Raw genomic sequence first — 26,114 nt, forward strand, 5'->3', positions numbered from 1 at the left:
GACCGGTCCCCGTGACCGCGCTCGACCACCGCCTCGACCGGCCGGTTCCGGCGCGGTTTCCCCCGACTCGCCGAACTCTTTAGGCTCGCCTAAGATTCGAAACCGATTTATTTCTTTAGGGTGGCCTAAACCACATGGACTCAGACGCAGAGCGGTCCGGGGCGACCCGACGCGACGCGATCAGGTACTGCGGCGTCGCCGGCGTGGGAGCGCTCGCAGGCTGCGCCGGAAGCGAGTCGCCGGAGGACCCGAACTCGACCGACGACGGTGCGACGAACGAGGCCGGCTCGGGGGACGGCGGCTCGGACGGATCGGGCGACTCCTCCGCGGACGACGGGAGCTACACCGCGTCCATCTCGCCGACGGGCGAGGTGACGTTCGAGTCGCCGCCGGAGACGGTGTTCACCCGGCTCACGCACCACGCCGGCATGGCGTTCGCGCTCGGCCGCGGGAACGACGTCACCGCCCTCCACGCTCCGGACTACTACGACGGCCTCTGGAACCAGTTCGTCGAGCGCCTCCCGGGCGTCTCGCTCGACTGGTCCGGGCTCTATTCCTCGTGGCAGCCGGACAAGGAGAAGCTGTACGAACTGAACAGCGACGTCCACCTCGCGGACCCGGCGTGGATCACGCGACAGGACGCGTGGAGCCGGGACGACATCGACGAGATCGGCGAGCGCGTCTCGCCGTGGTTCGGCAACTCGCTCTCGGACCGGCACCAGGAGCCGCCCGCGGAGTGGGCCGAGGGCTACCAGTACTACGGCCTGTGGGAGCAGTTCGAGATCGTCGCCGACGCGTTCCGGGAGCGCGAGCGCTACGAGGCGCTCGCGGGCGTCCGGGAGGACCTCCTCGCGACGATCGAGGCGGGGCTCCCGCCGGAGTCGGAGCGCCCGACCGCGATCATGATCGCCGCCGCGGACGTCGAGGAGATATACGCGTACACGCTGAGCAACCCCGGCTTCCTCACGTCGCACACGCGCCCGCTCGGCCCGCGCGACGCCTTCGAGGGGAGCGTCGAGTCCGGCACGGTCGTCGACTTCGAGACGATCCTGGAGGCCGACCCCGACGTGATCCTCTACCTCGGCGGCTTCGAGCCCGGGACCGACATGGCCGGCCGGCGGGCCGCCTTCGAGGACGACCCGGTCGGTTCCGAGGTGTCGGCGGTCAGGAACGACCGAGTCCACCCGCAGGGCGCCCGGTACCAGGGGCCGATCCTCAACCTGTTCCAACTGGAGATGACCGCGAAGCAGCTGTACCCCGAGGCGTTCGGCGAGTGGCCCCGCTACGAGGAGGGGCCGTACCCGGAGATCCCGGAGGCGGAGCGGCTGTTCGACCGGCAGCGGGTCGCGGACGCGATCAACGGGGACTACTAAGATGACCGAAGAGACCGATCTGTCTGAGCGCGTCGACAGGCGCAATTACCTCCGGTACGGCGGGGCGGTCGCGCTCGGCGGCCTGCTCGCCGGCTGTACTGGCGGCGGGCCGTCCGACAGCGGCGGGTCACAGCCCTCGACGACGGACGACGGATCGTCGGCCGATGGCGACGGAGACGGCTCCGACGGTGACGCCTCAGGCGACGAGACGGCCCCGTACGAGGCCTGTATCGAACCCGTCGGCTGTCTCACCTTCGAGTCGGTCCCCGAGACGTACGCCGTGTACAACGGGGGCTGGGCGGACATGGCGTTCGCCCTCGGCCAGCAGGACGGGTTCCTCACCGCGGGGAACATGATCCCGTCGTTCTTCTTCGAGCCGTTCGACCTCGACGTGCCCTCGCAGGACGAGCTACCGTCCATGTGGGCCGACGGCGGCTGGGACAAGGAGAGCTTCTACGAGCTCGACCCCGACGTGTTCCTCATCGACCCGAACTACCTCCACGGGACCGGCTGGGACAGCTCGTGGAGCGAAGCGGACACCGCCGAGATCCGCGAGAACGTCGCTCCGTTCTTCGGCAACAACATGCGGCGTCGCCGCGGATTCCACGACTACGAGCTGTACGGGCTCTACGAGGGGTTCGAGCGGCTCGCCGACCTGTTCCAAGAGCGCGAGCGCTACGAGGCGCTCGCGGCGGTCCACGAGGAGCTCCAGACCGAGATCGCCTCTCGGCTGCCGCCCGAGGAGGAGCGGCCGAAGGTCGGACTCATTAACGGGGGATCCAACCCGGCAAGCGGTGAGATATATCCGCTGTACACCCGCGACGAGGGGTACGAGATGAAGCCGTACCGCGATCTCGAAGTGAAGAGCGCCTTCTCGGAGGAACTCGCCGAGAGCGGCGCGATCGGCTACGAGCGACTGCTGGAGGTCGACCCGGAGATCATCGTCGTACACTGGGGAATCGGCACGACGGGCGACACCGACTCCTTCTCCGCCTCCGCGTTCCGCGAGCAGTACGTGACGCCGATGGAGGAGGACGAGGTCGGAAGCGAGCTCACGGCCGTCATCGAGGGCCGCGTGTATCCCGGTGCGTACGGTGAACAGGGACCGATCGTCAACCTGCTCCAAACCGAAATGAAAGCCCAGCAGCTGTACCCCGAGGAGTTCGGACAGTTCGACCCCGAGGCCTTTCCCGAGGTCCCGGAAGAGAACCGACTGTTCGATCGCGACCGTGTCAACGACATCATCGCGGGTGACCTCTGATGCGCGCGCGAGAGTGGACCGTCGCGGCGACGTACGGCGATCCGTCGGAGTACGGCGTCCCCGCCCTCCCGCAGTGGCGCGTGGCGCGCGGCTCCGACGGCGCGGTCGCGTTCGCGGCGGCGGACGCCGACGAGCCGTTCATCACAGCCGACAGACCGGTCGAGGTGCGCCGATGACGACCCGTCCCGACACCACGCCAGCCGCGGACCCGGACTCGCGGATCGACGCCGACGTGGCCGTCGTCGGGGGCGGCGCCGCGGGGCTGTCCGCGGCGACCTTCGTCGCCAGGTACGGCCTGGAGACGACCGTCTTCGACGGCGGCAAGGCGGCGATCACGCAGTGCGCTCACGTCGAGAACTACCTCGGATTCCCCGCCGGGATCGCCCCCGACAGACTCCTCGAACTGGGTCGAACGCAGGTCGAGACCGAGGGCGGTCAGGTGGTGGACGAGCGCGTCACCGCGGTCCGGCCGGCGGACTCCGACGGCAGCGAGCCCGACGCGTTCGTCGTGGAGACGACGTCCGGAGAGCTGATCGCGGACCGCGTCGTCGTCGCCGCCGCGTACGACGGCGAGGTGCTGGACCCCCTTGCCGATGCGGTCGCAGACACACACGCGGACGCGGAGGCGTCTGACGACGCCGACTGGTCGCCGCCCGAGCCGTTCGTCCCCACAGATGGGGGGCGCACCGAAGTTCCGGGACTGTACGTTGCCGGCTGGATGAGCGACGAGACCGTCCACCAGGTCGCGGTGAGTGTGGGTCACGGCGCGCAGGTCGGACTGGCGCTCGCTCGCGACGACATGAGTGAGCGGTACTGGCCCGCGGTCGGCGAGCGCTACGTCGACTGGGTCGTCCACGACGGTCGGTACGGGGGCGACGGCTGGGACGCCCACGTCGACGAGTGGTTTGAGCGGGAGATGCTCCCGGCGGACGGGGACCTCGACCAGTCCCTCGTCGAGCGCGCCCGCGAGGACCTCAAAGCCGAGTTCCTGGGCCGGTGCGTGACGCCGGAAGAGTGCTCTCGCCGGGACCGGCGGGGACAGCGCCGGCTCCTCGATGCGCTCGACGACGACGTGATCGGCGCGTACGTCGCCGAGACCGACATCGACCCGACCGAACCGACGGGCGGGCGGTCCGAGGAGTCGACCGCCGGGCCGGCAGGCGCCCGGCCGGAGGGCGACCGATGACCGGACCAGCGGACGGCTCACCAGCCGCCGCGACCGACTCCCGCGACGTGGTCGTGGTCGGCGGCGGCGTCGCCGGGCTCTCGGCGGCCGTCTACACCGCCCGACAGGGCCTCGACACGCTCGTCGTCGACCCCGGCGGCTCGATCCTCCGCCGCAACGCGCGCTTGGAGAACTTCCCCGGCTTCCCGCTCGGCGTCGACGCGCGCCGGCTGCTGGACCTGCTCGGCGAGCAGGCGGAGATCGCCGGCGCGGACCGCCTCGACGCCCGCGTCACGCGGGTCGCGCTCGCGGACGGGGAACCCAACGCCGCCGACGCGGACGGCGAGGACGCGGCCGCCCGATTCGCCGTGACCACCAACGACGGCGACCGGATCGGGGCGCGCCACGTCGTCGCGGCGACGAAAAACGAGGTCGGGTACTTAGAGGACCTCGACGGCGTCGACATCGTCGACCGCGGGAAGGCGTACGTCGACGCCGACGAGCGCGGCCGGACCGGCGTCGACGGGCTGTACGCGGCCGGGCGGCTCGCCCGCAAGCCCCACCAGGCGGCGGTGTGCGCGGGCCACGGCGCGGAGGTCGCCGTGACGCTGCTGGAGGCGGCGGACGTGCCGTTCTACCACGACTGGGTCGCGCCCGAGGGGTACTTCACCGACCGCGACCGCGAGGTGCCGCCGGGCTGCGAGGAGATCGACGCCGCGGAGCGCGAGGCGCGCGAGGCGGCCGCGCTCGACGCGGCCCGCGAGCGGTTCGCCGAGCCGCACCCCGACCCGCAGGAGACGCACCCGAGCCTAGAGGAGTGACCGACCCAGCGACCAGGAGCGACACGTGATCGGAACCACCCTACTCGACATCGCGGACCACATCGAATCGCTCGCGGCCGACGACGGCGAGTTCTCGCTCGTCTGCGCGCGGTACGGCGACCGGCCCGTGCCGGCCGCGGGGCTGCGCTTCGAGAGCCGCGAGACCGCCCGCGCGGCGGCCCGGGCGACCGAGCAGTACCGCGACACCCTCCGGCGGTACGACCCCGAACTCCCCTTCTACGACGTGATCGTCAGACAGGAGTTCGCGGAGCCGCCGTCGGAGTCGACGGAGCGGGACGACGGCGGCCCGACGTTCGCCCCCGGTGAGGGCGGGTCGCCGCCCGCGGAGCTGGCGGACCGGATCGTTGACGGTACCGCCCGCCGGGCGCCCGGCGGGGGCGACGCGCCCACGGACCGCCGCCGCGCGGACGAGGCCGGGGGGCGCGGCCGGGCCCGCGACCGCGTCGAGTTCTGCCACGCGGCGGCCGCGGCGACGTTCGAGGTGCTCTCCGCCGGCGGCCACGACCGCGCCGAGTCGGCCGTGATGAACGCGTACTTCTCGCTCGCCGAGCGCGTCGCCGACCCCGACGACCTCTGTCTCTGCCTGCTCGAAGCGATGGCGACGGCGCTCGACCGGCACCTCGACCCGGGCGCGCAGGCGTCGGTGCTGGCCGACGCCGCCGAGCGCCTCCCCGAGCCGTCGGAGCCGGCCGCCGCCGACCCGGTCGACGCGGCGTTCGACCGCCTCGCGGCCGTCGGTCTCGTCGAGGGGTACGAGCGCGCCGACGAGGCGGGGTCGGCCGCGCGACCCGGGGCTCCGGCCGACGACGCGACGGTCCGGGTCTCAGGGTACGCGCTGTCGCCCGCCGACGGGCGGGTCGCGACGCTCCCGGCCGCGCTGGAGCTGTGCCGCCGGGACTCGCGCGGCCGGATCGCCGGCATCGCCCTCCTCGGCGCGGCCGGCGATGCGACCGGCTCCGACTGGTGGGTCCGGGTCGACCCGGACGCGCCCGCCCTCGACGGCGGCCCGTCGACCGCGTCGGTCCCGTCGGCGGACTGACTCTCCCGCCCTACTCCTCGTCCGGCTCGATCCGCACCAGGTCGGCCTCGACGTCCTCGACGAACGCGCCCTGCCCCCCGACGGTGACCTCGCCGTCGTCGGTCGCGACGACGAGCGAGTGCTCGACGGGGAACTCGTTGTTCGTCGGCTCCACCATCCCCTGTTTCGTCTCGACGACGCGCCCGACGACCTCGGCGGGCTCGTCGTCGTCGGTCCACCGCCCGCCGACGGTCACCCGCGGCGGGTCGCCGGCGCGGAGCCGCAGCGTCGCCTGGAGGACGGTGTGCCGGAAGTCGGTGTACTCGGCGGGGAGCGGCGCCGGGTCGGCGACGGCCAGCTCGGTCGCGGCGGGCCAGTAGTTCCCGAGGAAGGAGCCGACGATCACCGGCGCGAGCTGCTCCTGCGCGAACGCGATGGCCTGCCGGTCGGTGGTCGACCGGCGGAGCAGCTCCGGCGGGGAGACGACCCCGGCCGCGGAGTCGACGGTGAGCAGGGTCGGCATCGCCTCGCTCCAGGTCCGGACGACGTTCGCGACGCCCGCCAGCCCGGGGTCGTCGGCGTCGAGGTCCGCGGCCGCGTCGGAGACGACGAGCAGGACGAGCACGCCGCGGTCCACCGCGTCGACGAGCGCCTCCTTCACCTCCGGGAGCTGCTTGGCGGTGATCGACAGCGCCACCTCGCTCTCGGCGTCCGCGAGCAGCGAGCGGATCCGCTTGATGACGGTGGCCCGCGACTTGATCACCTCGAACTGCTCGGCCTGGCGCTCGACGCGGGAGTACCGCTCCGCCAGCCCGGGCCGCATTGCGTCCACGTCGGACCGGAGCCGGTCGATGACCTCGTCCGGCGGGTTGGCGCGGATCGTCGTCGGCACGACGTGGTCGTTCACCTCGACGAAGCCGCGCTCCGCCAGCGACTCGCTCACGCTGTAGACGTACCGCTTCGAGACGCCCGCCGCGTCGGCGACGGTGCTCGCCTTCGCCTCGCCGTGTTCCAGCAGACTGAGATAGGTGTCGACCTCCTTGTCCGAGAGCCCGAAGCGACGGAGGAGGTCGGTCAGCGTCCGGTCGTCCATACGAACGCCTCTTCCGAGCGACACTTATAAGGGTCGGTACCGGGCGACCTCGCCGCGCCGCCGGTCGGCGACGCCCGACCCTCTCCGAAGCGTGGCGACGGCGTCGACCGCTATCGGAGCACGGCGACGGCGTCGACCGCTATCGGAGCACGGCGACGGCGTCGACCGCGACTCGGACCTCGCCTTCGCCGTCGCCCTCGACCGCGCTCCCGCCGCCGAACAGGTCCGCCTCGACCGGTCCGGGGACGGCGACGGTCGCCGGCTCCGCGGCGAAGTTAACGACGACGAGCGGGGGGTCGGCGTCGCCGCTCGCTGCGGCGTCACCGGCTCCCTCGCCCGCCGGCGGCGTCCGCTCGTAGGCGACCACGCGCTCGGCGTCGCCGTCGACGACGCGGGCGTCGGCCGCGCGGCCGTCGAACGACACCCCGCCGCGGCGCAGGAGCGGTTCGGCGTCGCGCAGCGCGGCCAGTTCGCGGTGGAAATCGGTGAGGTCGTTGTCGCCGTCGTGCCACCGGATCGGGCCGCGGTACGTCTCGTTGCCCCGCTCCTGGCCCGCGTAGATCATCGGCGCGCCGGGCAGCGTGAACGTCACGGCCGCGGCCGCGCGGAGCGCCTCGCGGCCGTGCTCCGCGAGGTACCGGTCCTCGTCGTGGTTCTCGACGTAGCGCATCTGCGCGGCGGGGTCGTCGAAGCCGAGCCACTCGCCGCGGGCGAGGGCGGTCTCGACCGCGTCCGCCGGCTCGTCGCCCCCGCCGATTGCGCGCAGCGTCTCGTACAGCGACGTGTCGTAGTGGCGGTGGAACTCCCCCTCGCCGTAGAACGGGTCGTGGGGGAGCGTCTCGTCGAGCAGGAGGGTGTCGTCGGGGACGCGGTCGGCGACCTCCTTCCAGAAGCCGTGCGGGACGCCCCACGCCACGTCGGCGCGGAAGCCGTCGACGACGCCGGCCCACTCGTCGACCACGTCGAGCAGCCACTCGCGGACCGCCGGGCTGTCGTAGTTGAGGTTCGGGATCCGGCCCCACTCGAAGTAGTAGTCCGGGGCGTCCCCGTCGCCGAGTTCTGCCCAGTCGATCCCCGTCACGTCGGCGGCCGCGTCGGTCCGGCGGTAGTGGTCGGCGTACGCGTCGACCCCGGCCGAGTGGAGCTGGAACGCGGGGTGGTCGCGGGAGGTGTGGTTGATCACGAGGTCGAAGACCACGCGGATCCCAGCGTCGTGGCAGGCGTCGACGAGCGACGCGAACGCCTCGCGGGAGCCGAGGTCCGCGGCGGTGTCGTAGTAGTCGGTGACGTGGTAGCCGTGCTCGGTCGGCGACGCGAGGACGGGGGTGAGCCACAGCGCGTCGACGCCGAGGTGGTCGAGGTACTCGACTCGGCGCTCGATCTCCGCGAACGTCGTCGGGAGCGTGTCGCCCGCGAACGAGCGGACGAAGACCTCGTAGATCGTCGGCGATTCGGCCCACTCCGGCGCCGGGTTCGGGTCGCGCACCGCGACCGGTCCGTCGCCGCCGGACTCCGCGCCCTCCCGCTCGATCCGAACCGTCTCCGCGGCCCCGTACCGCTCGCCGTGCGGGACCGCGTGGATCCGGACCGAACCCGGGAGGTCGTCGAGCGGGACCGAGAGCGTCCGCCCGTCCGCCCGCGACTCGATCGCCGCGACCGTCTCGGGGTCGGCGTCGCGGTCGTCGACGAGGAACGTCGCGTCGAGCGCGTCCGGGTCGCCGCCGCGCTCGACGCCGTCGACCGCGGGCGCGGGCTCGACCGCGGCGGTCAGGCGGAGCCGGTCGCTCCCCGCCGGGTCGTCGGCCTCGACGACCGACGCGTCGAGCGAGAGCCGCGGCCGACCGGGACCGGGCACCTCGCACTCCCCGTGGTACGCCGCCGAGCGGTCGCCGTCCGGGACGAAGCCGAACCCGTGTCGCCCCGGCGGGACGCGGACCGAGGCGACCCACTCGTCGCCGTCGCGCTCGGCGCGGTCGAGCGCGAGCCGGTTCTCGTTGTGCGGCCACAGCAGGGAGACGCGGTCGACCGCGCCGTCCTCGACGCCCAGGTCGTCGGCCGGGACGCGGATCTCCGCCTCGCGGCGCTCGTCGGGGAAGGCGCGGACGCGCTGCCGGTGGGTCCCGTCGGGCGCGTCGAGCGCGAGGACGTAGGTGCCGGGGGCGTCGGGCGCGAGGTGGACGACCGGGTCGTCGTCGCGGCCCGTCTCGCCGGCCCGCAGCACCGCCGCCGGCCCGTCGGGCGCGGGTGCGTCCGTCGCCGCCGTGCCGTCGGGAGCGACCGTCGTCGCCGAACTCGGCGGGCCGGTCGCCGTCGGGTCGGGGCCGTCGCCGGGGGAGAGGTCGCTGTCGGCGGGCGCGTCGCGGACGGTCCAGCGGTAGCTGCCGTCGGGGTCGGGCGACCGCGGCGCCAGCTCGACTGGCTCGCCGACGCTCGTCGTTCGCGGGGGGCCGGGTTCGTGCACGCTCCGCCTCTCGTCGCGCCGCGGTTTGAGGGTTTCCGTTTCCCAAACGAATGAACAATAATTACACCAAAGGTTCATACCGGCCGGTGGCGTGTGTTCGCGTAATGCAGCTCCGCGACGCCCTCGACGACTACAAGCGCCACGCCGGCGACGGGACGCGCTTCCCCGGCGAGCGGCGCACCGTCTCCGGCCGGTTCTCGGGCGGAAACGGCCGGCTCGTCCACGTCGGCGACGACGGCGAACTCCGCGACTTCGGCTACCCGCTCACCGGCCGGACCGGGCTCGTCCGATCCCGGATCGGCCTCGCCGTCGGCGACGAGGTGGCCTGGCTCGACGAGGCCGAGACGAGCCAGCGGTACGTCGGCGACACCGCGCTGGTCGAGACGGTCCACGAGACGCCGCGCGCGACGATGACCCGCCACGACCTCACGCTCGGCGACGCGCACCTCACCCGGGCGTCGGTCGAGTTCGCGGACGGCGACGTCGACCCGGCGGACGCCTCGCTCGTCGTCTACGCCCGCTTCGCGCCCGACGGCCGCGACGACCGCGTCGGCCAGCTCCGCTACGACGACGCCGTCGAGGTGTACCACGCCGACGAGCACGACTTCCTCGCGAGCGCGACCGGCTTCGCGGACCTCCGAGGCCAGCTCCCGGCGACGTTCCCCGAACTGCTCGACGACGACCCCACCGAGCTCCCGCGCGACCGCGACGGCGACCGCTACGAGGAGGAGCGCCTCTCCGGCGAGGTCATCGCCGACGTGCCGTTCGACGACGGGGTCGCGACCGTCGCCACGCTCCTGACCGACCGCGCCGAGACCGACCGCGAGGCGGCCCGCGAGCGCCTCGACGAACTCTTCGCCGACCTCGACGGCGTCGACGCGCTCGCCGAGGCGGCCGCCGACGCGCTCCCGTCGGTGCCGGAGTCGGCGCCCGCCCGCGAGTCGGTCGTCGCGGACTTACGCGTCCTCTCGCTGCTCTCCGCGCCGTCCGGGCTCCGGATCGCGGGGCCCGACTTCGACCCCTACTACGAGCACTCCGGCGGCTACGGCTACACGTGGTTCCGCGACGACGCGGAGATATCCGGGTTCCTGCTCGGCGCCGCCGACGCGGTCGGCCTCGACCTCGACGACTGGCACGCCCGCTCCGCCCGCATGTACGTCGACACCCAGCGCCCGGACGGCTCCTGGCCCCACCGGGTGTGGCCGCGGAACGGCGCGCTCGCCCCCGGGTGGGCGAACGCCCGCATCGAGGACGGCCCGGACGTGGACTACCAGGCCGACCAGACCGGCAGCGTCGTCGCGTACCTCGCCCGAGCGCGGGCGGCGGGCGTCGACGTGGACGGCCTCGACGCCACGCTGGTCGCCGCGCTCGCGGGCCTCGACCGGACGCTCGAACCCGACGGCCGCCCCGTCGTCTGTCAGAACGCGTGGGAGGACTCGGCGGGCCGGTTCGCGCACACCGCCGCGACGTTCCTGGAGGCGTACAGCGAGCTCGCCCGGCACGGCGAGGGGCTCGCGGTCGACGCGCTCGACGACCCCGACGCCGTGCCCGGCGCCGCGTCGCTGCCGGACGACCTCGCCGCGCACGCCCGCGACCGGGCCCGCGAGGTGTACGCGGCGCTCGACGACCTGTGGGTGCCCGAGCGCGGCTGTTACGCGGTCCGCGAGACGCTCGACGGCGGCATCGACGACCGGCTCGACTCCGCGACGCTGGCGCTGGCGGCCGCGCACCGCTCGTTCGACGCGCTCGGCTCGGGCGAGGGCGGCGCGGTCGACGAGGAGCGCCTCGACCGGCTGGTCTCACACGTGGAGACAGTCGTCGACGGCCTCTCTCACGAGACCGACGACATCGCCGGCCTGATCCGCTACGAGGGCGACGGCTGGCGCCGGGCGGACCAGCTCTCGGAGAAGGTGTGGACCGTCTCGACCGCGTGGGGCGCGAACGCCTGCGCGGAGCTCGCCGCCCTGCTCGCGGCGCACGACGACCCGCGCGCCGCCGAGATGACGGCCCGGGCCCGCGACCTGCTCGCGCACGTCTCGCCCGGCGGCTCGCTGTGCGAGCCGACGACGTACCTCCCCGAGCAGTTCTTCGACGACGGCACGCCCGACAGCGCGACCCCGCTCGGCTGGCCGCACGCCATCCGACTGGCGACGGTCGCGCTGCTCGACGACGAACTGCCGCAGTTCGCCGACCGCGCCGCCGCGGACGACGACTGACCGACCTCGGACGGCTATTTATAACCGACCACGTTGCGGTCGGCGCGCCCCGGTGAGCGGCCCGAAGGGCCGTGAACCGCCGGTGCGAGGGAGTCAGTCGCCGGAGCGAAGTGAAGGCGACTGACGAGGCTGGGGAGGCGTGAGGTGCTGTACGGTTGCGGTCGGGCGGGACTCAAAGGGGCAGCCGGGAGGCGGGCGCAGGCGACGCAAGCACCGGAACGAGGGAGCGAACGGAGTGAGCGACCGAGTGAGGAGCGCAGCGAGCGTGCGCCCGCCTCCCGGCTGGGGCTTTGGAGGTGTTCGCCGCCGCTCCGCTCACGACGACCCATAAATAACCGCGAAAAACACAGCCAAACCGCTCTTATCGCCACTCGTCGCGGGGCACGCAGTCGGACTCGCGGACCGTGATCCACCGCGTGGTCCGCTCGTCCGGGTCGACGTCCCGCTCGAAGAACGTCACCTCGCCGCCGTCGTCGCCGTCCGTCCGTTTACAGACGAGTTCGGGCGACCCGTCGTGAACACGCGCGGATGACGTGGACGTGGACATACGTCACGATTCGCGCTCGGTCGGATAATAACTGTTGGTTTCAGTCGCGCAAAAATAGAAACTACGAGCGTAGTTACTCCCGCACCGGTCCGCCCTCAGCGCCGCACCGGGACGCCGCGCTCGTCGAGGTACGCCTTCGTCTCCTCGATGGAGTAGTCGCCGAAGTGGAAGATGGAGGCCGCGAGCCCGGCGTCGGCGTTCGCCTCCGTGAACACCTCGTACATGTCCTCGGGGCCCCCGCAGCCGGAGGAGGCGATGAGTGGGGTGGAGACGGCCTCGCCCACCGCCGTCATCAGCGGGATGTCGTAGCCGTCCTTCGTCCCGTCCTTGTCGATGGAGTTGACGAACAGCTCGCCCGCGCCGCGCTCCTCCGCCTCCTTCGCCCACGAGACGGCGTCGATGCCGGTGCCCTCGCGGCCGCCCTTCTTCGTGCACTCGAACCACACCGTCTCGCCGTCCTCGTCCTCGTAGAAGTGGTCCCCCTCGTCGTCGTACCGGCGGCGGGCGTCGACGGAGATGACGATGCACTGGCTGCCGAACGCGGCCGCGCCCTCCTCGATGAGCTCGGGGCGTTCCAAGGCGCCGGTCGTGATCGACACCTTGTCCGCGCCGGCCCGGAGCGTCTCCTTGATGTCGGCCTTGGTGCGGATCCCGCCGCCGACCGTCAGGGGGATGAAACACTCGTCGGCGACCGCGTTCACCACGTCCAGCATCGTCTCCCGCCCCTCGGCGCTGGCGGTGATGTCGAGGAAGACGAACTCGTCGGCGCCCGCCTCGTTGTACTTCTTCGCCAGCTCGACGGGGTCGCCCGTGTACTCCAGGTTCTCGAAGTTGACGCCGGTGTACACCGCGGCGTCGCCGTCGTCGTCGAGGTCGACGTCGATACAGGGGATGATGCGCTTCGTGAGTCCCATTCGTTGGCGAAGCGTAGACCGCGCCGTCGGTTAAAAGGCGCGGGGCTCACTCGGCGTCGGTCGCGCCGGCCGCGTCGACCGCGTCGCCGGCCGCCGCGTCCTCGTCGCGGCCCGCCTCCCCTCGTCGGTCGTACTTCGCGACGGCGCGGTCCGCGCGCGTCGAGACGCCGTTCGGGTTCTTTGCCGGGCTCCGGTCCCGCCGCCGCGCGACGATCCCGTCGGAGGCGCCCCGGGTGAGCCCGACGATCACGTCGCGACCCGTCGCGGCCCAGCGCGAGGGGGTCGACTCGCCGCGGACGACGTCCCGCGCCGCGCCTACGGCGTCGCCGACCGCGTGCGACCCCGTCCGAAAGAGGACGGTCGGCCGCACGCCGTAGTTCTTCAGAAGGCGATAGGCGAGCCCGCGGTACTTCCAGCCCCACTCGTGGGCGCTGCGTCCGCCGTCCGCGGCGGTCGGGGTCGGCAGTTCCTTCCGCGCGGCCATCTCCGGCCGCCACGCCACCTCGCGGTCCATGCGCGCCAGTCGGTGGGCCGCGTCGCGCGCGCCGCCGACCCGCAGGTACTCGTCGAAGCCGTCGAGGTCGCGGAGGGCCTCGGGCCGGAACGCGACGTTCCCGCCCTCGAAGTAGGTGACGTCCCGGCCGGCGATCCGGTTGCGCTCCGGTTCGCTCGGGTCGTCGACCGCCGCGTCGGCCGCGCGGTCCGCGTCCGCCTCGCTCGGCGGAATCGGGGTCACCGGGCCCGAGACCACCGGGGCCGCGTCGAGGCCGTCCGCGACCGCGTCGCGCCACCCCGGCTCGATGCGGTTGTCGTAGTCGACCAGCGCGACCGCGTCGCCCGTCGCCACCTCGATGCCGGCGTTGCGGGCGACGTTCACCGTCCGGTCGGAGATCTCGACCAGCACGTCGACGTCGTCGCGGTCGCGAACCATGCCGGTCGTGCCGTCGGCCGAGGGACCGTTGACCACGATCACCTCGGCGTCGGGGGCGTTAGCCGCCAGCGCGTCGAGGCAGGCGGCCAACCGGTCCCGACCGTTGAGCGTCGGGACGACGACCGAGAGGTCCATACGACCCGCTATCGGGGCGAGGAGGTAAAAAGGGCAACGTGTGCGTTCGATCGGCCCGACCCGACGCCGCGGCCGGCGATAACGGTCCGAGGGCCGCTCAGATCGTCAGGTAGTACACCTGCTTGCGCGCGTCCTTGAAGCTGTACCGCGAGTCGACGAGGCCCTCCTCCTCGAGGCGGTTGAGCGCGTAGCGGACGGTGCGGTCGGGCAGCAGCGACTCCTCGGCGAGGCCGCCCTGCGAGAGGGGCGCGTCCCCCTCCAGTACCTTCGCGACGAGCTTCGCGCTCGGGGGCAGCTCGCGCAGGCGGTCGCGATACTCGCTCTCCGACAGGCGGTCCTGGTCAGCGGTCTCCGCGGGACTGGTACTCATGTCTCACACGAATCCCGTGGGTAGTGGTAAAGGTTGGCTACATATAGGGGAATCCGCCTGTGATAATATAATGTGTTAATATCACTCTTCGGCTCGCTCTCATACACGATCGATCAGGCGTGTTTTCCGGCGGCGGCCCGTACGCCGGCTCGTGATCCCCGAGTCCCACGTCGACATCCTCGAAGCCGAGTCGTACGCGCACTTCGCGACTGTCGGGCCCGACGGCCTCCCCCACGTCACGCCGGTCTGGGTCGACCACGAGGACCGCGAGTACGTCCTCGTGAACACCGCCCGCGGGCGACGCAAGGAGCGGAACGTCCGCAACAACCCGAAGGTCGGCGTCAGCGTGCTCGACCCCGACGACCCGTACCGCTACGTCTCCGTCCGCGGCGAGGCCGAACTGACGGAGGAGGGGGCGCGCGACCACATCGACGAGCTCGCCCGCCGGTACTTCGGCGTCGACGAGTACCCGCACCACGACGAGGAGGAGGGCGCCCGCGTGATCGTGAAGATCCCCGCCGAGAACGTCGCCACGAGCGGGTGACCGACGACCGCCGTCCGAACGGCTCGGACCGCCCGAACCGAGGTCCCCGTCGGACCGCTTCCAGTACGGTTTTGTCGGTCCGGCGTCCACCACGGACAACGTGAAGGGACAGGACTGGTACCAGGCCGACGAGGTCGCCGAGGAGTACGACGACGTCCGCTTCTCCGGCGGCGGACAGCTCATCGACCGCCGGGAGAAGGAGGCCGTCCTCGCCGCGTTGGGGCCCATCGATCCCGGTCACCGCGTGCTGGAGGTCGCCTGCGGCACCGGGCGGTTCACGACGATGCTCGCCGACCAGGGCGCGGACGTCGTCGGGCTCGACGTCTCCCGCGAGATGCTCGAACAGGCCCGCGAGAAAGTCGCCGCCGCCGGGCACGCCGACGCCGTCGAGTTCCTCCGCGGCGACGCCTCGCGGCTCCCGTTCCCGGACGACCACTTCGACACGGTCGTCGCGATGCGATTCTTCCACCTGATGGACGACCCGGTCCCGTTCGCGAAGGAGCTCCGTCGGGTCAGCCGCGACCAGGTGTTCTTCGACACGTTCAACAGCCGCAGCCTGCGGACGCTGTACACCTGGCTGCTCCCGATGGGATCGCGGCTCTACTCGGAGCGGCAGGTCGCCGCCATGCTCGGCGACGCGGGGCTCACGCTCGCGAACGAGGAGCACGACTTCGTGTTGCCGTACGGCTTCTACCGCGAGCTGCCGGGCGCGGTCGCGCGGCCGTTCCGGGCGCTCGACGAGCTCGCGGGCGACACGATCCCCGGCGACTACGTCGCCTCGGTGTCGTACTGGGACGCCAGGGTACCGGACGGGAAGTGAGCGGCGCGCCGCCGCTCGTCGCCTGTCCCGCCGTCAGAAACCGCCGCCGCGCTTCGCCGTCGCTTCAGCCCGCCTCTTCGACGACTTCGCCGACGGCGAAGTTGGACTTCACTTCGGTCACTTCGATCTTCACGCGCTCGCCGACCTCGGTGTCGGGGACGATGATCACGTAGCCGCGCTCGACGCGGGCGATCCCGTCGCCCTGCTTGCCGAGGTCCTCGATCTCGACGTACCGCATCTCGCCGGGCTCGACCGGCGGCTGCGGTCCGTCGTCGTTCCGGGAGGGGGCGCTGTCGGCGTCGTCCGTCGACGCCGCGGCCCCGTCGCGCGCGACGAGCGCGACGCGGTACGTCTCGCCCGGCTCCAGCGACCCGGTCTCGATCTCTCGGTTGGGCACGTCGACGACGTACTCGCCGTCGTCGGCCTCGCGAACTTCCGCGCTGAACAGACAGAGGAGCTTCTCGGAGATTTCCATAGTAGACTCCATCGAAGACTGGAAGCGGGCCAGTATAGTTGTACCGCCGACACTGTTAGGGCGCCGGGCGGCAAGCGTTCGGCGGGAACCAACGACTTTGTCTCCATCGGTCGAAGGCCCGCCTATGCCGATCCTCGATCTCCCGCGCGCCGCCGTCTCGCCCCCGATAGTGACGCCGTTCGCCGCCGGCGCCGACGCCCCCGGCGGCGAAGTCGACACCGACGCCCTCGCGAGCCACGTCGACGCGCTCGTCGAGGCCGGGATCGACGGGGTGGTCCCCTGCGGAACGACCGGCGAGTTCGCGAGCCTCGACGACGGCGAGCGACGGACCGTGATCGAGACCGTCGTCGACGCGGTCGACGACCGAGTCCCGGTCATCGCCGGCGCGGCCGACACCGCCGTCTCGCGGGTCCGAGACCACCTGTCGGCCGCCGCGGCGGCCGGAGCGGACGCGGGGCTCGTCACGCTTCCCTACTACCACACGTCGACGGACCCGGACGGGCAGCGAGCGTTCCTGGAGGCCGTCGCCGACGACGCTCCCCTCCCGATCCTGCTGTACGACATCCCGGCGACGGTCGGCGAGGGCATCGACCTCGACGCGCTCGCCGACGCGGCGAGCCACGAGTCGGTGATCGGGATGAAGGACACGACCGGCGACCTCACCGGCCTGGAGGCGAAGATCGGCGGCACGCCCGAGGACTTCGCCGTCTTCCAGGGCGTCGACGCCCAGCTGTACCCGAGCGCGAGCCTCGGCGTCGACGGCGGGATCCACGCGCTCTCGCAGGCGATCCCGGAGGTGTTCGACGCGCTCGGGGAGGCGATCCGCGACGGCGACGACGAGCGGGCACTGGCGCTCCACCGCCGCGCGGTCGCGCCGCTTTTCGCCCGCTGCGCCGACCACGGCTTCGCCCCCGCGACGAAGGTGGCGGCGGCCCACCGCGGCTTCATCCCCGACCCGGCGGTGCGCCCGCCGCTCACGCTCCCGGACGAGGCCGCCCGCGAGGCGATCCGGGACGACGTGGACGCGGCGCTGGACGTGGTCTGAGAACGCCCCGACCGAGACCCGTCTCCGCTCCCGTTACTCCCCGCCGATCGGGGTCCCGTCGGCCTCCTTCGGGCCCTCGGAGTCGAAGACGACGACGTCCCCGTCGGCCCGCTCGCGCGCCGTCGGGTCGTAGCCGTCGCGCACGCCGATGGCCTCTTCAAGCTCGCGAACCGCGCGCTCCTTCAGCGCCGCGGCCAGTTCCTCGGCGTCCTCGCGGGAGATGTCGCGGCCGAGCCCCTCGCACTCGTGAGCGCGGACGACCCCCGCCTCGTCGACCGCCTCGCCCATCGGCTGGCTCGTTCCCTCCAGGGCGACGCTGAACGGGTAGGTCCGGCAGATGAGCGGGCGCGCGTCGTGGACGGTACAGGCGCCCTCCCCGCCCGACTCCTCGTAGAAGGTACAGTCGCCGCAGCTGTCTGTCGCGAGCGCCCACTCGAACGTCTCGCCGACCGGGTCGCCGTCCCCGTCGGCGTCGAGGCCGAACGGCATCGGCCGCGCCACGTCGCGCCAGTCGTACGCCTTGCCAGATTCGTCCTCGGCGGCGTCGGCGACGCGCCGGACCTCGTCCGGGAAGACGGTCGCGGTGTGCGGCTCGCGGTCGGCGTCGTCGCCGTCGTGGCAGTCGGGGGCGTCGCCCTCGTCGCCGTCCGTTCCGGCCGCATCTGCTCCGGTCTCGTCCGCCCCCGCTCCCGCGGGCGCGCCGCCCGGCTCGTCGGGGGCGTAGCCCGTACAGCAGCCGCCGCAGCGCGTGCACTCGAAGCCGATGGACTCGATGGCGTCCGCCAGGTCCGCGACCGCGAGGTCGCGGGCCGCGTCGAGATCGGCTTCGAGCGACTTCATGCCCGATCGAACGCGGTCGACCGTGTTAACACCGTTCCTCGCGGCCGGCGTCGACGTCGCGTTCGTCTCCCGACCCGTCCGCCTCGGCGACGGCCGTCTCGGCCGGCTCGTCGGTCGCTCGCTGCTTGACGCGGGTCGGCTTCAGCCACTCGTTCCGGCGACCGGGGCGCAGGGCACTGAGGCTCCGGAGCAGCACGGCGTCTTGGAACTGCTTGTACCCGAAAAGCGAGAAGGGGGCGAGGAGGACGAGCCGGAGGTCCTCGTCCTCGATCAGGACCGCGAGCGCCGATAGCAGCACTTGGAGGATGACGAAGAACCCCGCCAACTGGATGAGCAGTCCGGTGCCGCCGGTGAACAGCGAGACCGCAATCAACGCCAGGATGACCACGCCGAGGAGCGGTAGCGCTGACATCGACAGGAACACGTACGGGAACGCGACCCGGTGGAGGAGCCCGTACCCGCTGTCGGTGAACACGTCCCGGTGTTTGACGACGGTCTGGAGGTTCCCCTGGAACCACCGGCGGCGCTGGGCGTAGAGGTCGCGCCAGGTGTCCGGCGCCTCGGTGTACACGGTCCCCTCGCTGGCGTGGATCGAGAACCCGGCTTTGAGGATCGCGATCGTGAGATCGAAGTCCTCGGTCACGGTGTCGGCGCTGTAGCCTTGGACCGCTTCGAGGACGTCCCGTCGGAACGCCCCGAGAGAGCCGGGGACGACGGTCACGGCGCCGAACAGGTCGAACGCCCGTCGGAACGTGTTGATCCCGACGACGTACTCCAGCGCCTGGAGGTCGGTCACCAGCGACCCGCGGTTGACGACCTTGACGTTGCCGGCGATCGCTCCGACGTTCTCGTGACGCTCGAAGTCACGGACCAACTCCGCGAGCGCGGAGGGATGGATCGTGGAGTCGGCGTCGACCGACACGACGATGCCCGTCTCGACGTAGGTGAGGCCGAGGTTCAACGCGGCGTGTTTCCCGCCGTTGCCGGTGTGAACCACGCGGGTCCGGTCGTCCGCCGCCGCCGCGGCCTCCGCGAAGGTGCCGTCGGTGCTGCCGTCGTCCACGACGAGGACCGCCAGCGCGCCGGGGTAGTCCGACGCTTGGATCGAGCGGACGCAGTCCCCGACGTAGTGCTGTTCGTTGTACGCGGGGACCAGCACCGTCACCGGGGGCCACTCGTCCGGCGCGGGCGTCTCGCTCGCGTGTCGTATCTTCTGGAACAGCGCCAGCGGCACCACCAGCCAGTAGTAGAGGAAGACGAACAGCAGCCCGAGCGCGAACACAACGGCCGTGGGCGTCAGCAGCGCCCGGTAGGAGTAGCCGACGACGCCGACGACGACGACCGGGAAACCGACGCCGAGCGCGACCGGGAGCCAGTCGAGCCGGTCCGGGATCCACGCGGGGCGACCGAGCAGGTAGACGGCGCCGCTGAAGTACACGACCGACATCGCGCCGACCGCGAGGACGAGCGTGAGCAGCTCCCGGGGGAGCAGCAGCGCTAGCCCGAGGACGGCGACCGCGATCAGCGACAGCACCGCGGCAACCTCCCACGTGATAACTCCTCGCAGACGCATTCGATCCGTCTGGAGGCGACGTGAGGTGATAACCGTATCTAGACGCGATGTTTCGGGCGAACGGGGCGTTTCGCCCTGCGCTGAAGCCGCCCCGCCCGCCCCGCGGCGAAGGAGCGAAGTGCGCCCGCGACCTACCGATCGAGCGTGAAGGAGTTCGAGCGAAAACAGCTCCTGGAGCGGGTCGAACGGGAGTCGTCGACGATCGGCGTCGACATCCCGGAGTCGATCGAGATCCAGGGGGAGGCGATCGACCTCCGGTCGTTCGTCTTCGAGATCAAGCGGCGCGACTCGGTCCCGCCCGGCGAGCGCGACCGCGTCGAGCGCGCCAAGCGGAACCTCCGCCGCGAGCGGCTCGACCGCCTGGCGCCGATCGAGGACAACGAGGTGAGCTACGAGGAGGGCGAGCGGCTGGCGGCGTCGATCATCGGCATCGACCGCGCGCTGGAGGCGCTGGAGGGGCTCGACGCCCCCGACCCGGAGACCGAGGCCAAGCGCCAGGAGGCCGCCGACCAGAAGCGCTGGATGAACTTCCTGAAGAAGGCGCTCGGGCGCGAGGACGCCGGCGGCGGGAGCGGTCGCACGCGGTTCTGACCGCCGGCGAGGGGCGCGGTCGCGGCCCCCGGCCGCGCTCAGTTCCCGGTGAAGTCGATCCGCGAGCCGCCGCCGTCGCCCTTCCCCGCGGAGGGGCCGAGCCGGACGAACTCGTAGGCGTCGTCGTCGAGGTACACCGCACCGTCCGCGACGGTCACGCCGACCGATTCGAGGACGGCGCCCTCGCAGGGACCGAAGTTACAGTAGCCGCCGTCAGCCTCGAAGGTGGCGCCGTGCGTCTGACAGAACACCTCGCCGTTGCGCACGAACGCCCCGTCGTCCTTGTCGAGGCGCACGTCGGTCCAGTGTTGACAGTAGTTCCGGAACGCGCGCACCTCTCCGGCGGCCCGCGTGAGGATCGCCTCGACCTCCGGGGCGCCGTCCTCGCCCTCGCCGAGGTCGCCCTCGCCCTCGTCGACCGTCTCGGGGTCGACCGGGCGCAGGGTCGCGAGCAGCGTGCTCTCCTCCGGGACCTCCTCGACGCCGGCGATCCGGCGGCTCTCGTCCATATCGTCCGGTGGGATGGGGCCGATTTGAACGCTGTGGTCCCCCGCCGACCTCAGAGCCGCTCGCCGTCGTAGTGAGCTTCCTCGATCCGCCGGTCGAACAGCCGGGAGATGAGGGTCGTGAGCGGGCCGGCGACCCCCTCGCCGTCGCCGTCGACCGCGATGCCGTCGACGGTCGCCACGGGCCGGACCTCCCAGGTGGAGTTCGTGAGGAACACCTCGTCGGCCTCGCGCACCGCGTCGGGGGCGTACGTCCCCTCCTCGACGGGGATCCCCTCCTCCTCCGCGACCTCGATCACGGTCGCCCTGGTGACGCCGGGGAGGATCGGGCCGTCGAGCGACGGCGTCTTCAGGGCCGTCCCGTCGGCGAAGAAGAGGTTCGCGGTCGCGCCCTCCGCGACGTTGCCGTCCGGGTCGAGCAGCATGGCCTCGTCGGCGCCCGTGACCCGGAGTTCGAGTCGAGCCAAGATTCCGTTGAGGTAGTTGTGGGTCTTGGCCGCGGCCGGGATCGCGCGGTCGGCGGGCTTGCGCGTCTTCGTCGTCTGGAGCGCGGCCGGCCCGTCGTGGGCCGGGTCGCTCCCGACGCCGCCGCGCGCGAGCGGCTTCGCGATCACGACGACCGTTGGGTCGACCGCCGGCTTCGGGTCGAGCGTCCCCGGCTGGACCCCGCGAGTGACCGAGAGCTTCACGTACGCGTCCGCGAGGTCGTTCGCGGCGAGGGTCTCGTCGACCCGGCGCTTCAGGTCCGCGTCGGCGAGCCCGTGGTCGATCCCGAGCGTCTCGCAGGTGTCCCGGAGCCGGTCCGCGTGCGCGTCCCACCGGAAGACGGCGCCCCCGTACGCGCGCATCGTCTCGAAGGCGGCGTCGCCGTAGGCGAACCCACGGTCCTCCACGGAGACGGTCGCCTCCGGGGCGGGGACGAGGTCGCCGTCGACGTGGTACAGGCGGTCCGAACCCTCGCCTCCCTCACGCATCCTCACACACCTCCACGAAGTTCCGGACCATGCGCTTCCCGCGGGGCGTCAGGATGCTCTCCGGGTGGAACTGGACGCCGACGTGCGGCTTCTCGCAGTGGCGCACGCCCATCACGACCTCGCGCTCCTCGTCGGTGCGGGCGGTCTCGACGAGTTCGTCGGGGAGGTCCTCGCGCTCGACGCACAGCGAGTGGTACCGTCCGACGCGAAGCCGGTCGGGGAGCCCGGCGAAGACGCCCTCGCCGTCGTGGGTGATCGTCGACGGCTTCCCGTGGACGACCTCCGGCGCGTGGCCGACGCGGCTCCCGCCGCTCGCGCACAGCGCCTGGTGGCCGAGGCAGACGCCGAACACGGGCCGGTCGAGTTCGAAGACCGCGGTCGAGACCCCGGCCTCCGCCGGCGTCCCCGGGCCGGGGGAGACGACGACGCCGTCCGGGTCGAGCGCGCGGATCCCGGCGAGGTCGACCGCGTCGTTCCGCCGGACCGTCACCGCGCCGGCGACCTCGCCGACGTACTGGACGAGGTTGTACGCGAACGAGTCGTAGTTGTCGACCACGAGGACCCGGGCGTCGGCGTCTCCCGCGCCGGGGCGCCAGCCGCCCCGCGCGTCGGCGTTGGCCGCCGCGGCCGCCGCGTCGCTACTCCCGCCGTCGGCCGCTGCGTCGACGCCGCCGCCGTCGATGTCGCCCGTCATCGCTCGGTCACCTCCTCCGGCGCGGGCCCGTCCTCCGGCTCGACCGCCATGTCGCCGGCGGCGAGCGCCTCGTCGACCGCGCTCACGAGGGCGCGGGCCTTCGCGAGCGTCTCCTCGTACTCCGCGTCCGGGTCCGAGTCGTGGACGATCCCCGCGCCGACCCGGAGGTGGTACTCGGCGGCGTGGCGCACGAGCGTCCGGATGACGATGTTCAGCGTCGCGCGGCCGTCGAACCCGGCCGCGAACATCGACCCGGTGTAGGGCCCCCGGCGCGTCGGCTCCAGCTCGTCGATTATCTCCATCGTCCGCGGCTTCGGCGCGCCCGTGATGGTCCCGCCGGGGAAGCAGGCCGCGACCGCGTCCGCGAGCCCCACGTCCAGGCGGGCCTCGCCCTCGATCAGGCTCACGAGGTGCATCACCTCGCTGTAGCGGTCCACCCGTCGGTACTCGCTCACCTCGACCGTGCCGAACCGCGACACCTTGCCGAGGTCGTTGCGCTCCAGATCGACCAACATCGCGTGCTCGGCGCGCTCCTTCTCGTCGCCGGTCAGCTCGGCCTCCAGCCGGGCGTCGGCCGCCTTCGTGTCCCCCCGCGGCCGCGTCCCCGCTATCGGCTCCGTGACGAGGCGCGCGCCGCGGTCGGGGTCGGCGGTCGGCTCGCGCGCCAGGAGGAGCTCCGGGCTCGCGCTCACGAGGTCGCCGCCGGTCGGGCGGTCGCCGAACTCGATCAGCCCGGAGTACGGCGCCGGGTTCACCTCGCGGAGCGCGTCGTACGCCTCGACGGGATGGACCGCGGCCGGCGCGGTCAGCCGCTGCGAGACGTTCGCCTGGAACGTGTCGCCGTCGCGGACGGACGCCTTGACCCGCCGGACCGCGTCGGCGTACCCCTCGCGGCCCACGTCGCTCTCGAAGGTCGCGCTCTCCGCGGTCGGGTCGGGCGGCGCCCCCGAGGCCGCGTCCCCGGTCTCGATCCGGGTTATCAGGTCGGCGGCCCGCGCCCGGCCCTCGTCGAACAGCGCGTCGAGCGCCTCGCGGTCGGCCTCGGGGTCGTCGAGCCCCGCCGGCACGCGGGGGCAGGCGGTCACGCGGAGCGTGACGGTCCCGTCGCCGTCGTCGCCGTCCTCGGCGTCCACCGGACACTCCCAGGCCGCGATCCGGTCGAAGAGCGCGGCCTGGAGCCGCGGGAGCCCGCGGTCGTCGACCGCGCCGGGGCCCGCGGGCGGCGCCGGCGGGAACGCTTCCAACTCGCGCGCCACGTCGTAGGAGAGCCAGCCGAACACGCCGCACGGGTACGGCACCTCGCAGTCGCCGCGCGCCAGCGTCTCGCCGTCGAGGACGCCTTCCAGGGCCGAAAGCGAGGCCGACGGGCGCCGGTAGTCGACGGCCCTGCTCGCCCCTTTGCCGCGCTCCGCTCCGTCCGCGTCGCCCGCGCCGGCGACGACCGCCTCGCCGGCGACCGTCAGCCGCTCGACCGGGTCGACGCCGAAGTACCCCCACCCGGACTGGCCGCCCGTCGTCTCGTAGAAGACGCCGCCGGGGCCGTCCCGCGCCCGGCGGTAGGCGTCGAAGGGGTCGTCGACGGCGACCCGGAGCTCGACCGGGACCCGCGCGCCGTCCGGCGCCGCGGCCGCGACCGCGCGGAACCGCTCCCGGTCGGTGTGTACCGTTCGCCTCATGGGACTCCGTTCGGCGGGCGCGACGAAACAGTTGCGGTCGCCCGACCGGGCCGTCAGAACTCGCCCGCGCGGTCGATCCACGTCGCGGCGCGCTTCTCGCCGACGCTCGTGCCCTCCGCCACCTCGGCGGCGTCCGCGTCGGCGAGGTCGGCCACCGTCTCGATGCCGATCTCGGCGAGCCGCTCGGCGTACGCCGGGCCGATCCCCTTGATCTCCTCGACGCTCGGCCCGCGGTCGTCGTCGTCGACCGCGACGTCGTCGGCCTCGCCCGCCGCGGCCTCCGCCTGCTCGGCCGCCTCGTCCGCCCCCGCGCCCTCGTCGTCGACGAGCGACTCCGTCGAGGCGGCGGCCTCCGTCTCCGCGGCGACCGCTTCCTCGTCGCCGTCGTCCGCCCCGCTCTCCGCCGGTTCCGGGTCGCTCGACTCGCTTTCCGCCGGATCCGCGTCGTCCGGCTCGACCGAATCGCCGGCCGCGGGCTCGTCGGCCGCGGGCGGCTCGGCCGCCGGCTCCGATTCGCGCTCCACCGTCACTTCCGTCTCGCCGGCCTCGCGCTCGCCCGAACCGCTCCCGAATCCGAGCTTCTCTTTGAGCTTCTGGAGTAGAGCCATTGCCGGCGGCTACACGTGCGAGATATTTAAAAACCCTCTCCGCCGCAATCGACCGCCGGCCCCGTCACGCCTGTTTATAAGTGACGCCGGGCCGTCGCGGTCGTATGAACGTCATCAACCCGGTCATGTGGTCGGTCCACGTCGGCTTCGCCGTCCTCTGGGTCGGCAGCGTGCTGTTCGTCACCCTCGCGGTCCTCCCGCCCGCGCTCCGCGGCGAGATCGGGACGACCGCGCTCGGCTCGGTCGTCGGTCGCCTGCGCTGGATCACTCGGATCAGCGCGGTCGCGTTCGTCCTCTCCGGCGGCCACATGGCCGGGACGCTGTACACGTTCGAGGCGCTGACGGGCACGCCCCGGGGCCACCTCGTGTTGACGATGCTCGGGCTGTGGTTCGTCGGCACCGGGCTCGTCGAGGTCGCCGGCTCGAAGCTGGCCGACGGGCTCGACGCGGACAAGCTCCGCGAGCCCGCCCGCGAGGCCAAGCCGTTCCTCTACGGCGCGTCCGCCGTCTCCCTCGGTCTGATCGTCACCGCCGGGCTGCTCGCGAGCCCGGCGCTCTTCTGAGCGGCCGCCGGGTCCTCCGGCCGTTCACTCCAGTTCCGCCCGCAGCGCCGCGTTCATCGCGTCGACCGGGGCGTCCTCGCCGGTCCAGATCTCGAACGCCTCGACGCCCTGGTACAGCAGCATCCACGCGCCGTCGACCGTCGTCGCGCCCGCGGCCGCGGCCTCCCGCAGCAGCCGGGTCTCGATCGGCGCGTACACCGCGTCGAGGACGGCGAGGTCGCCGTGGAGGTGCTCGCCGGGCACCGGGGTCTCGTCGGGCGCCTCCATCCCCACGCTCGTCGCGTTGACGAGCAGGTCGGCGGCCGCGACGCGGGTAGCGAGGTCGTCGAGGCCGCCGCCTGTCGCTCCCGGCACCTCCTCGGCGAGTTCGACCGCCCGCTCCGCGGTGCGGTTCGCGACGTGGACCGACGCGCCGGCGTCCGCCAGCGCGAACGCGGCCGCCCGCCCCGCGCCGCCCGCGCCCACCACGAGCGCGTCGCGGCCGTCGACCGTCACGCCGTGGTGTTCGAGCGCCCGCGTCACTCCGGCGGCGTCGGTGTTGTGGCCGCGCGGTTGCTCGGCCTCGCCCGCCCGAACCGGGCCGTAGTCGACCGTGTTGACCGCGCCGATGCGCTCGGCGAGCGGAGCGGCGTCGACCGCGTCGAGAACGTCCCGCTTGAACGGGACCGTCACGTTGAGCCCCGCGACGCCGAGGTCGGCCGCGCCCGCTATCGCCGCGGCCGCGGCGTCGGCGTCCGGCTCGAAGGCGACGTAGCGCGCGTCGATCCCGAGCGCCTCGTAGCCCGCCTCGTGCATCGGCGGCGACAGCGAGTGGCCGACCGGGTTCCCGATCAGTCCGTACACGTCCATGCCCGCTCACGCGGCCGCGACCGACAAAAG

Annotated in this window: 27 protein-coding genes; 12 read left to right on the top strand and 15 right to left on the bottom strand. The window is 72.7% G+C overall.

Annotated elements, in window-relative coordinates; genetic code table 11:
• The first annotated feature begins 134 nt into the window (after window positions 1-134).
• The 6 genes from EXE44_RS10320 to EXE44_RS10340 are packed head-to-tail and all read left to right on the top strand — an operon-like array spanning window position 135 to window position 5,680.
• Window positions 135-1,373: an ABC transporter substrate-binding protein gene (locus tag EXE44_RS10320; protein ID WP_137717073.1), complete on the top strand. Its 1,239-nt coding sequence runs from the start codon at window positions 135-137 to the stop codon at window positions 1,371-1,373.
• A 1-nt stretch (window position 1,374) separates the two neighbouring features.
• The gene (locus EXE44_RS10325; RefSeq protein ID WP_137717074.1) at window positions 1,375-2,634 is read left to right on the top strand and encodes an ABC transporter substrate-binding protein; all 1,260 of its coding nucleotides are present in this window, start codon (window positions 1,375-1,377) and stop codon (window positions 2,632-2,634) included.
• A complete protein-coding gene (locus tag EXE44_RS20765; RefSeq protein ID WP_199241200.1) occupies window positions 2,634-2,810 on the top strand; it encodes a hypothetical protein in 177 nt (58 codons plus the stop codon). Before EXE44_RS10325 ends, EXE44_RS20765 begins: the two co-directional genes overlap by 1 nt.
• Window positions 2,807-3,820, top strand: a complete 1,014-nt coding sequence (locus EXE44_RS10330; RefSeq protein ID WP_137717075.1) for an FAD-dependent oxidoreductase — start codon at window positions 2,807-2,809, stop codon at window positions 3,818-3,820. The genes EXE44_RS20765 and EXE44_RS10330 overlap by 4 nt, the downstream gene beginning before the upstream one ends.
• Window positions 3,817-4,620 (top strand): NAD(P)/FAD-dependent oxidoreductase, encoded by an 804-nt coding sequence (locus EXE44_RS10335; protein WP_137717076.1) that lies wholly within the window; start codon window positions 3,817-3,819, stop codon window positions 4,618-4,620. Before EXE44_RS10330 ends, EXE44_RS10335 begins: the two co-directional genes overlap by 4 nt.
• Window positions 4,621-4,645: 25 nt before the next feature.
• Window positions 4,646-5,680: a hypothetical protein gene (locus tag EXE44_RS10340; protein WP_137717077.1), complete on the top strand. Its 1,035-nt coding sequence runs from the start codon at window positions 4,646-4,648 to the stop codon at window positions 5,678-5,680.
• A gap of 10 nt (window positions 5,681-5,690) precedes the next feature.
• Here the strand turns inward: EXE44_RS10340 and EXE44_RS10345 are convergent, their stop codons facing one another.
• The gene (locus tag EXE44_RS10345) at window positions 5,691-6,752 is read right to left on the bottom strand and encodes a TrmB family transcriptional regulator sugar-binding domain-containing protein (RefSeq protein ID WP_137717078.1); all 1,062 of its coding nucleotides are present in this window, start codon (window positions 6,750-6,752) and stop codon (window positions 5,691-5,693) included.
• A gap of 139 nt (window positions 6,753-6,891) precedes the next feature.
• Window positions 6,892-9,213, bottom strand: coding sequence for an alpha-amylase family glycosyl hydrolase (locus EXE44_RS10350; RefSeq protein WP_137717079.1), 2,322 nt, complete (start codon window positions 9,211-9,213; stop codon window positions 6,892-6,894).
• A 104-nt stretch (window positions 9,214-9,317) separates the two neighbouring features.
• Between EXE44_RS10350 and EXE44_RS10355 the strand changes: the two genes are divergently transcribed.
• Complete coding sequence (locus tag EXE44_RS10355) at window positions 9,318-11,429, top strand: glucan 1,4-alpha-glucosidase (protein ID WP_137717080.1); 2,112 nt, start codon at window positions 9,318-9,320, stop codon at window positions 11,427-11,429.
• A 361-nt stretch (window positions 11,430-11,790) separates the two neighbouring features.
• Here EXE44_RS10355 and EXE44_RS10360 read toward each other — a convergent pair whose 3' ends face one another.
• From EXE44_RS10360 to EXE44_RS10375, 4 genes are all read right to left on the bottom strand, one after another.
• Window positions 11,791-11,976 carry a hypothetical protein gene (locus EXE44_RS10360; protein ID WP_121561719.1) on the bottom strand — a complete coding sequence of 62 codons (186 nt, stop codon included), beginning with the start codon at window positions 11,974-11,976 and terminating at the stop codon, window positions 11,791-11,793.
• Between the two features lie 95 nt (window positions 11,977-12,071).
• Window positions 12,072-12,890 (bottom strand): imidazole glycerol phosphate synthase subunit HisF, encoded by an 819-nt coding sequence (gene hisF / locus EXE44_RS10365; RefSeq protein ID WP_121561720.1) that lies wholly within the window; start codon window positions 12,888-12,890, stop codon window positions 12,072-12,074.
• A 46-nt stretch (window positions 12,891-12,936) separates the two neighbouring features.
• On the bottom strand, window positions 12,937-13,956 hold the full coding sequence (locus EXE44_RS10370) for a glycosyltransferase (protein WP_137717081.1): 1,020 nt from the start codon (window positions 13,954-13,956) through the stop codon (window positions 12,937-12,939).
• Window positions 13,957-14,053: 97 nt separating this feature from the next.
• Window positions 14,054-14,326, bottom strand: a complete 273-nt coding sequence (locus EXE44_RS10375) for a helix-turn-helix domain-containing protein (protein WP_053771729.1) — start codon at window positions 14,324-14,326, stop codon at window positions 14,054-14,056.
• 151 nt (window positions 14,327-14,477) lie between these two features.
• On the opposite strand from EXE44_RS10375, the gene EXE44_RS10380 reads away from it, so the two are divergent.
• Together EXE44_RS10380 and EXE44_RS10385 are read left to right on the top strand one after the other, a co-directional pair.
• Entirely contained in the window at window positions 14,478-14,870 is a 393-nt protein-coding gene (locus EXE44_RS10380; RefSeq protein ID WP_137717082.1) for a PPOX class F420-dependent oxidoreductase, read from the top strand.
• Between the two features lie 100 nt (window positions 14,871-14,970).
• On the top strand, window positions 14,971-15,690 hold the full coding sequence (locus EXE44_RS10385) for a class I SAM-dependent methyltransferase (RefSeq protein ID WP_137717083.1): 720 nt from the start codon (window positions 14,971-14,973) through the stop codon (window positions 15,688-15,690).
• Between the two features lie 64 nt (window positions 15,691-15,754).
• Here the strand turns inward: EXE44_RS10385 and EXE44_RS10390 are convergent, their stop codons facing one another.
• Complete coding sequence (locus EXE44_RS10390) at window positions 15,755-16,165, bottom strand: TRAM domain-containing protein (RefSeq protein WP_137717084.1); 411 nt, start codon at window positions 16,163-16,165, stop codon at window positions 15,755-15,757.
• A gap of 124 nt (window positions 16,166-16,289) precedes the next feature.
• Here EXE44_RS10390 and EXE44_RS10395 point away from each other — a divergent pair, with 124 nt between their 5' ends.
• The gene (locus EXE44_RS10395) at window positions 16,290-17,210 is read left to right on the top strand and encodes a dihydrodipicolinate synthase family protein (protein WP_137717085.1); all 921 of its coding nucleotides are present in this window, start codon (window positions 16,290-16,292) and stop codon (window positions 17,208-17,210) included.
• A 33-nt stretch (window positions 17,211-17,243) separates the two neighbouring features.
• Here EXE44_RS10395 and EXE44_RS10400 read toward each other — a convergent pair whose 3' ends face one another.
• Complete coding sequence (locus EXE44_RS10400) at window positions 17,244-18,050, bottom strand: YkgJ family cysteine cluster protein (RefSeq protein ID WP_137717086.1); 807 nt, start codon at window positions 18,048-18,050, stop codon at window positions 17,244-17,246.
• A gap of 25 nt (window positions 18,051-18,075) precedes the next feature.
• On the bottom strand, window positions 18,076-19,623 hold the full coding sequence (locus EXE44_RS10405; protein WP_137717087.1) for a glycosyltransferase: 1,548 nt from the start codon (window positions 19,621-19,623) through the stop codon (window positions 18,076-18,078).
• Window positions 19,624-19,767: 144 nt separating this feature from the next.
• Between EXE44_RS10405 and EXE44_RS10410 the strand changes: the two genes are divergently transcribed.
• A complete protein-coding gene (locus EXE44_RS10410; protein WP_137717088.1) occupies window positions 19,768-20,214 on the top strand; it encodes a DUF5788 family protein in 447 nt (148 codons plus the stop codon).
• A gap of 38 nt (window positions 20,215-20,252) precedes the next feature.
• Here the strand turns inward: EXE44_RS10410 and EXE44_RS10415 are convergent, their stop codons facing one another.
• The 5 genes from EXE44_RS10415 to EXE44_RS10435 are packed head-to-tail and all read right to left on the bottom strand — an operon-like array spanning window position 20,253 to window position 24,672.
• On the bottom strand, window positions 20,253-20,723 hold the full coding sequence (locus EXE44_RS10415; protein ID WP_137717089.1) for a Rieske 2Fe-2S domain-containing protein: 471 nt from the start codon (window positions 20,721-20,723) through the stop codon (window positions 20,253-20,255).
• A gap of 50 nt (window positions 20,724-20,773) precedes the next feature.
• Entirely contained in the window at window positions 20,774-21,694 is a 921-nt protein-coding gene (locus tag EXE44_RS10420) for an aminotransferase class IV (RefSeq protein ID WP_137717090.1), read from the bottom strand.
• Window positions 21,687-22,388, bottom strand: coding sequence for an aminodeoxychorismate/anthranilate synthase component II (locus EXE44_RS10425; protein WP_241991811.1), 702 nt, complete (start codon window positions 22,386-22,388; stop codon window positions 21,687-21,689). Before EXE44_RS10425 ends, EXE44_RS10420 begins: the two co-directional genes overlap by 8 nt.
• On the bottom strand, window positions 22,385-24,064 hold the full coding sequence (locus EXE44_RS10430) for an anthranilate synthase component I family protein (RefSeq protein WP_137717091.1): 1,680 nt from the start codon (window positions 24,062-24,064) through the stop codon (window positions 22,385-22,387). The genes EXE44_RS10425 and EXE44_RS10430 overlap by 4 nt, the downstream gene beginning before the upstream one ends.
• Window positions 24,065-24,117: 53 nt before the next feature.
• Complete coding sequence (locus tag EXE44_RS10435) at window positions 24,118-24,672, bottom strand: helix-hairpin-helix domain-containing protein (RefSeq protein ID WP_137717092.1); 555 nt, start codon at window positions 24,670-24,672, stop codon at window positions 24,118-24,120.
• Window positions 24,673-24,776: 104 nt separating this feature from the next.
• Here EXE44_RS10435 and EXE44_RS10440 point away from each other — a divergent pair, with 104 nt between their 5' ends.
• The gene (locus EXE44_RS10440; RefSeq protein WP_137717093.1) at window positions 24,777-25,235 is read left to right on the top strand and encodes a transporter; all 459 of its coding nucleotides are present in this window, start codon (window positions 24,777-24,779) and stop codon (window positions 25,233-25,235) included.
• A gap of 24 nt (window positions 25,236-25,259) precedes the next feature.
• Here EXE44_RS10440 and EXE44_RS10445 read toward each other — a convergent pair whose 3' ends face one another.
• Complete coding sequence (locus EXE44_RS10445) at window positions 25,260-26,084, bottom strand: shikimate dehydrogenase (protein ID WP_137717094.1); 825 nt, start codon at window positions 26,082-26,084, stop codon at window positions 25,260-25,262.
• Between the last annotated feature and the right edge of the window lie 30 nt (window positions 26,085-26,114).

It is taken from the genome of Halorubrum sp. SS7 (assembly GCF_005435055.1).
GTDB classification, from domain to species: domain Archaea; phylum Halobacteriota; class Halobacteria; order Halobacteriales; family Haloferacaceae; genus Halorubrum; species Halorubrum salinarum.

Bases quoted from the DNA above. Each gene is read 5' to 3' on its own strand.
- EXE44_RS10425 (WP_241991811.1), bottom strand. From the start codon at position 22,388: ATGACGGGCGACATCGACGGCGGCGGCGTCGACGCAGCGGCCGACGGC.
- EXE44_RS10415 (WP_137717089.1), bottom strand. From the start codon at position 20,723: ATGGACGAGAGCCGCCGGATCGCCGGCGTCGAGGAGGTCCCGGAGGAG.
- EXE44_RS10395 (WP_137717085.1), top strand. From the start codon at position 16,290: ATGCCGATCCTCGATCTCCCGCGCGCCGCCGTCTCGCCCCCGATAGTG.
- EXE44_RS10400 (WP_137717086.1), bottom strand. From the start codon at position 18,050: ATGAAGTCGCTCGAAGCCGATCTCGACGCGGCCCGCGACCTCGCGGTC.
- EXE44_RS10440 (WP_137717093.1), top strand. From the start codon at position 24,777: ATGAACGTCATCAACCCGGTCATGTGGTCGGTCCACGTCGGCTTCGCC.
- EXE44_RS10390 (WP_137717084.1), bottom strand. From the start codon at position 16,165: ATGGAAATCTCCGAGAAGCTCCTCTGTCTGTTCAGCGCGGAAGTTCGC.
- EXE44_RS10325 (WP_137717074.1), top strand. From the start codon at position 1,375: ATGACCGAAGAGACCGATCTGTCTGAGCGCGTCGACAGGCGCAATTAC.
- EXE44_RS20765 (WP_199241200.1), top strand. From the start codon at position 2,634: ATGCGCGCGCGAGAGTGGACCGTCGCGGCGACGTACGGCGATCCGTCG.
- EXE44_RS10355 (WP_137717080.1), top strand. From the start codon at position 9,318: ATGCAGCTCCGCGACGCCCTCGACGACTACAAGCGCCACGCCGGCGAC.
- EXE44_RS10405 (WP_137717087.1), bottom strand. From the start codon at position 19,623: ATGCGTCTGCGAGGAGTTATCACGTGGGAGGTTGCCGCGGTGCTGTCG.
- EXE44_RS10330 (WP_137717075.1), top strand. From the start codon at position 2,807: ATGACGACCCGTCCCGACACCACGCCAGCCGCGGACCCGGACTCGCGG.
- hisF (WP_121561720.1), bottom strand. From the start codon at position 12,890: ATGGGACTCACGAAGCGCATCATCCCCTGTATCGACGTCGACCTCGAC.
- EXE44_RS10420 (WP_137717090.1), bottom strand. From the start codon at position 21,694: ATGCGTGAGGGAGGCGAGGGTTCGGACCGCCTGTACCACGTCGACGGC.
- EXE44_RS10360 (WP_121561719.1), bottom strand. From the start codon at position 11,976: ATGTCCACGTCCACGTCATCCGCGCGTGTTCACGACGGGTCGCCCGAA.
- EXE44_RS10445 (WP_137717094.1), bottom strand. From the start codon at position 26,084: ATGGACGTGTACGGACTGATCGGGAACCCGGTCGGCCACTCGCTGTCG.
- EXE44_RS10335 (WP_137717076.1), top strand. From the start codon at position 3,817: ATGACCGGACCAGCGGACGGCTCACCAGCCGCCGCGACCGACTCCCGC.
- EXE44_RS10430 (WP_137717091.1), bottom strand. From the start codon at position 24,064: ATGAGGCGAACGGTACACACCGACCGGGAGCGGTTCCGCGCGGTCGCG.
- EXE44_RS10345 (WP_137717078.1), bottom strand. From the start codon at position 6,752: ATGGACGACCGGACGCTGACCGACCTCCTCCGTCGCTTCGGGCTCTCG.
- EXE44_RS10370 (WP_137717081.1), bottom strand. From the start codon at position 13,956: ATGGACCTCTCGGTCGTCGTCCCGACGCTCAACGGTCGGGACCGGTTG.
- EXE44_RS10435 (WP_137717092.1), bottom strand. From the start codon at position 24,672: ATGGCTCTACTCCAGAAGCTCAAAGAGAAGCTCGGATTCGGGAGCGGT.
- EXE44_RS10320 (WP_137717073.1), top strand. From the start codon at position 135: ATGGACTCAGACGCAGAGCGGTCCGGGGCGACCCGACGCGACGCGATC.
- EXE44_RS10375 (WP_053771729.1), bottom strand. From the start codon at position 14,326: ATGAGTACCAGTCCCGCGGAGACCGCTGACCAGGACCGCCTGTCGGAG.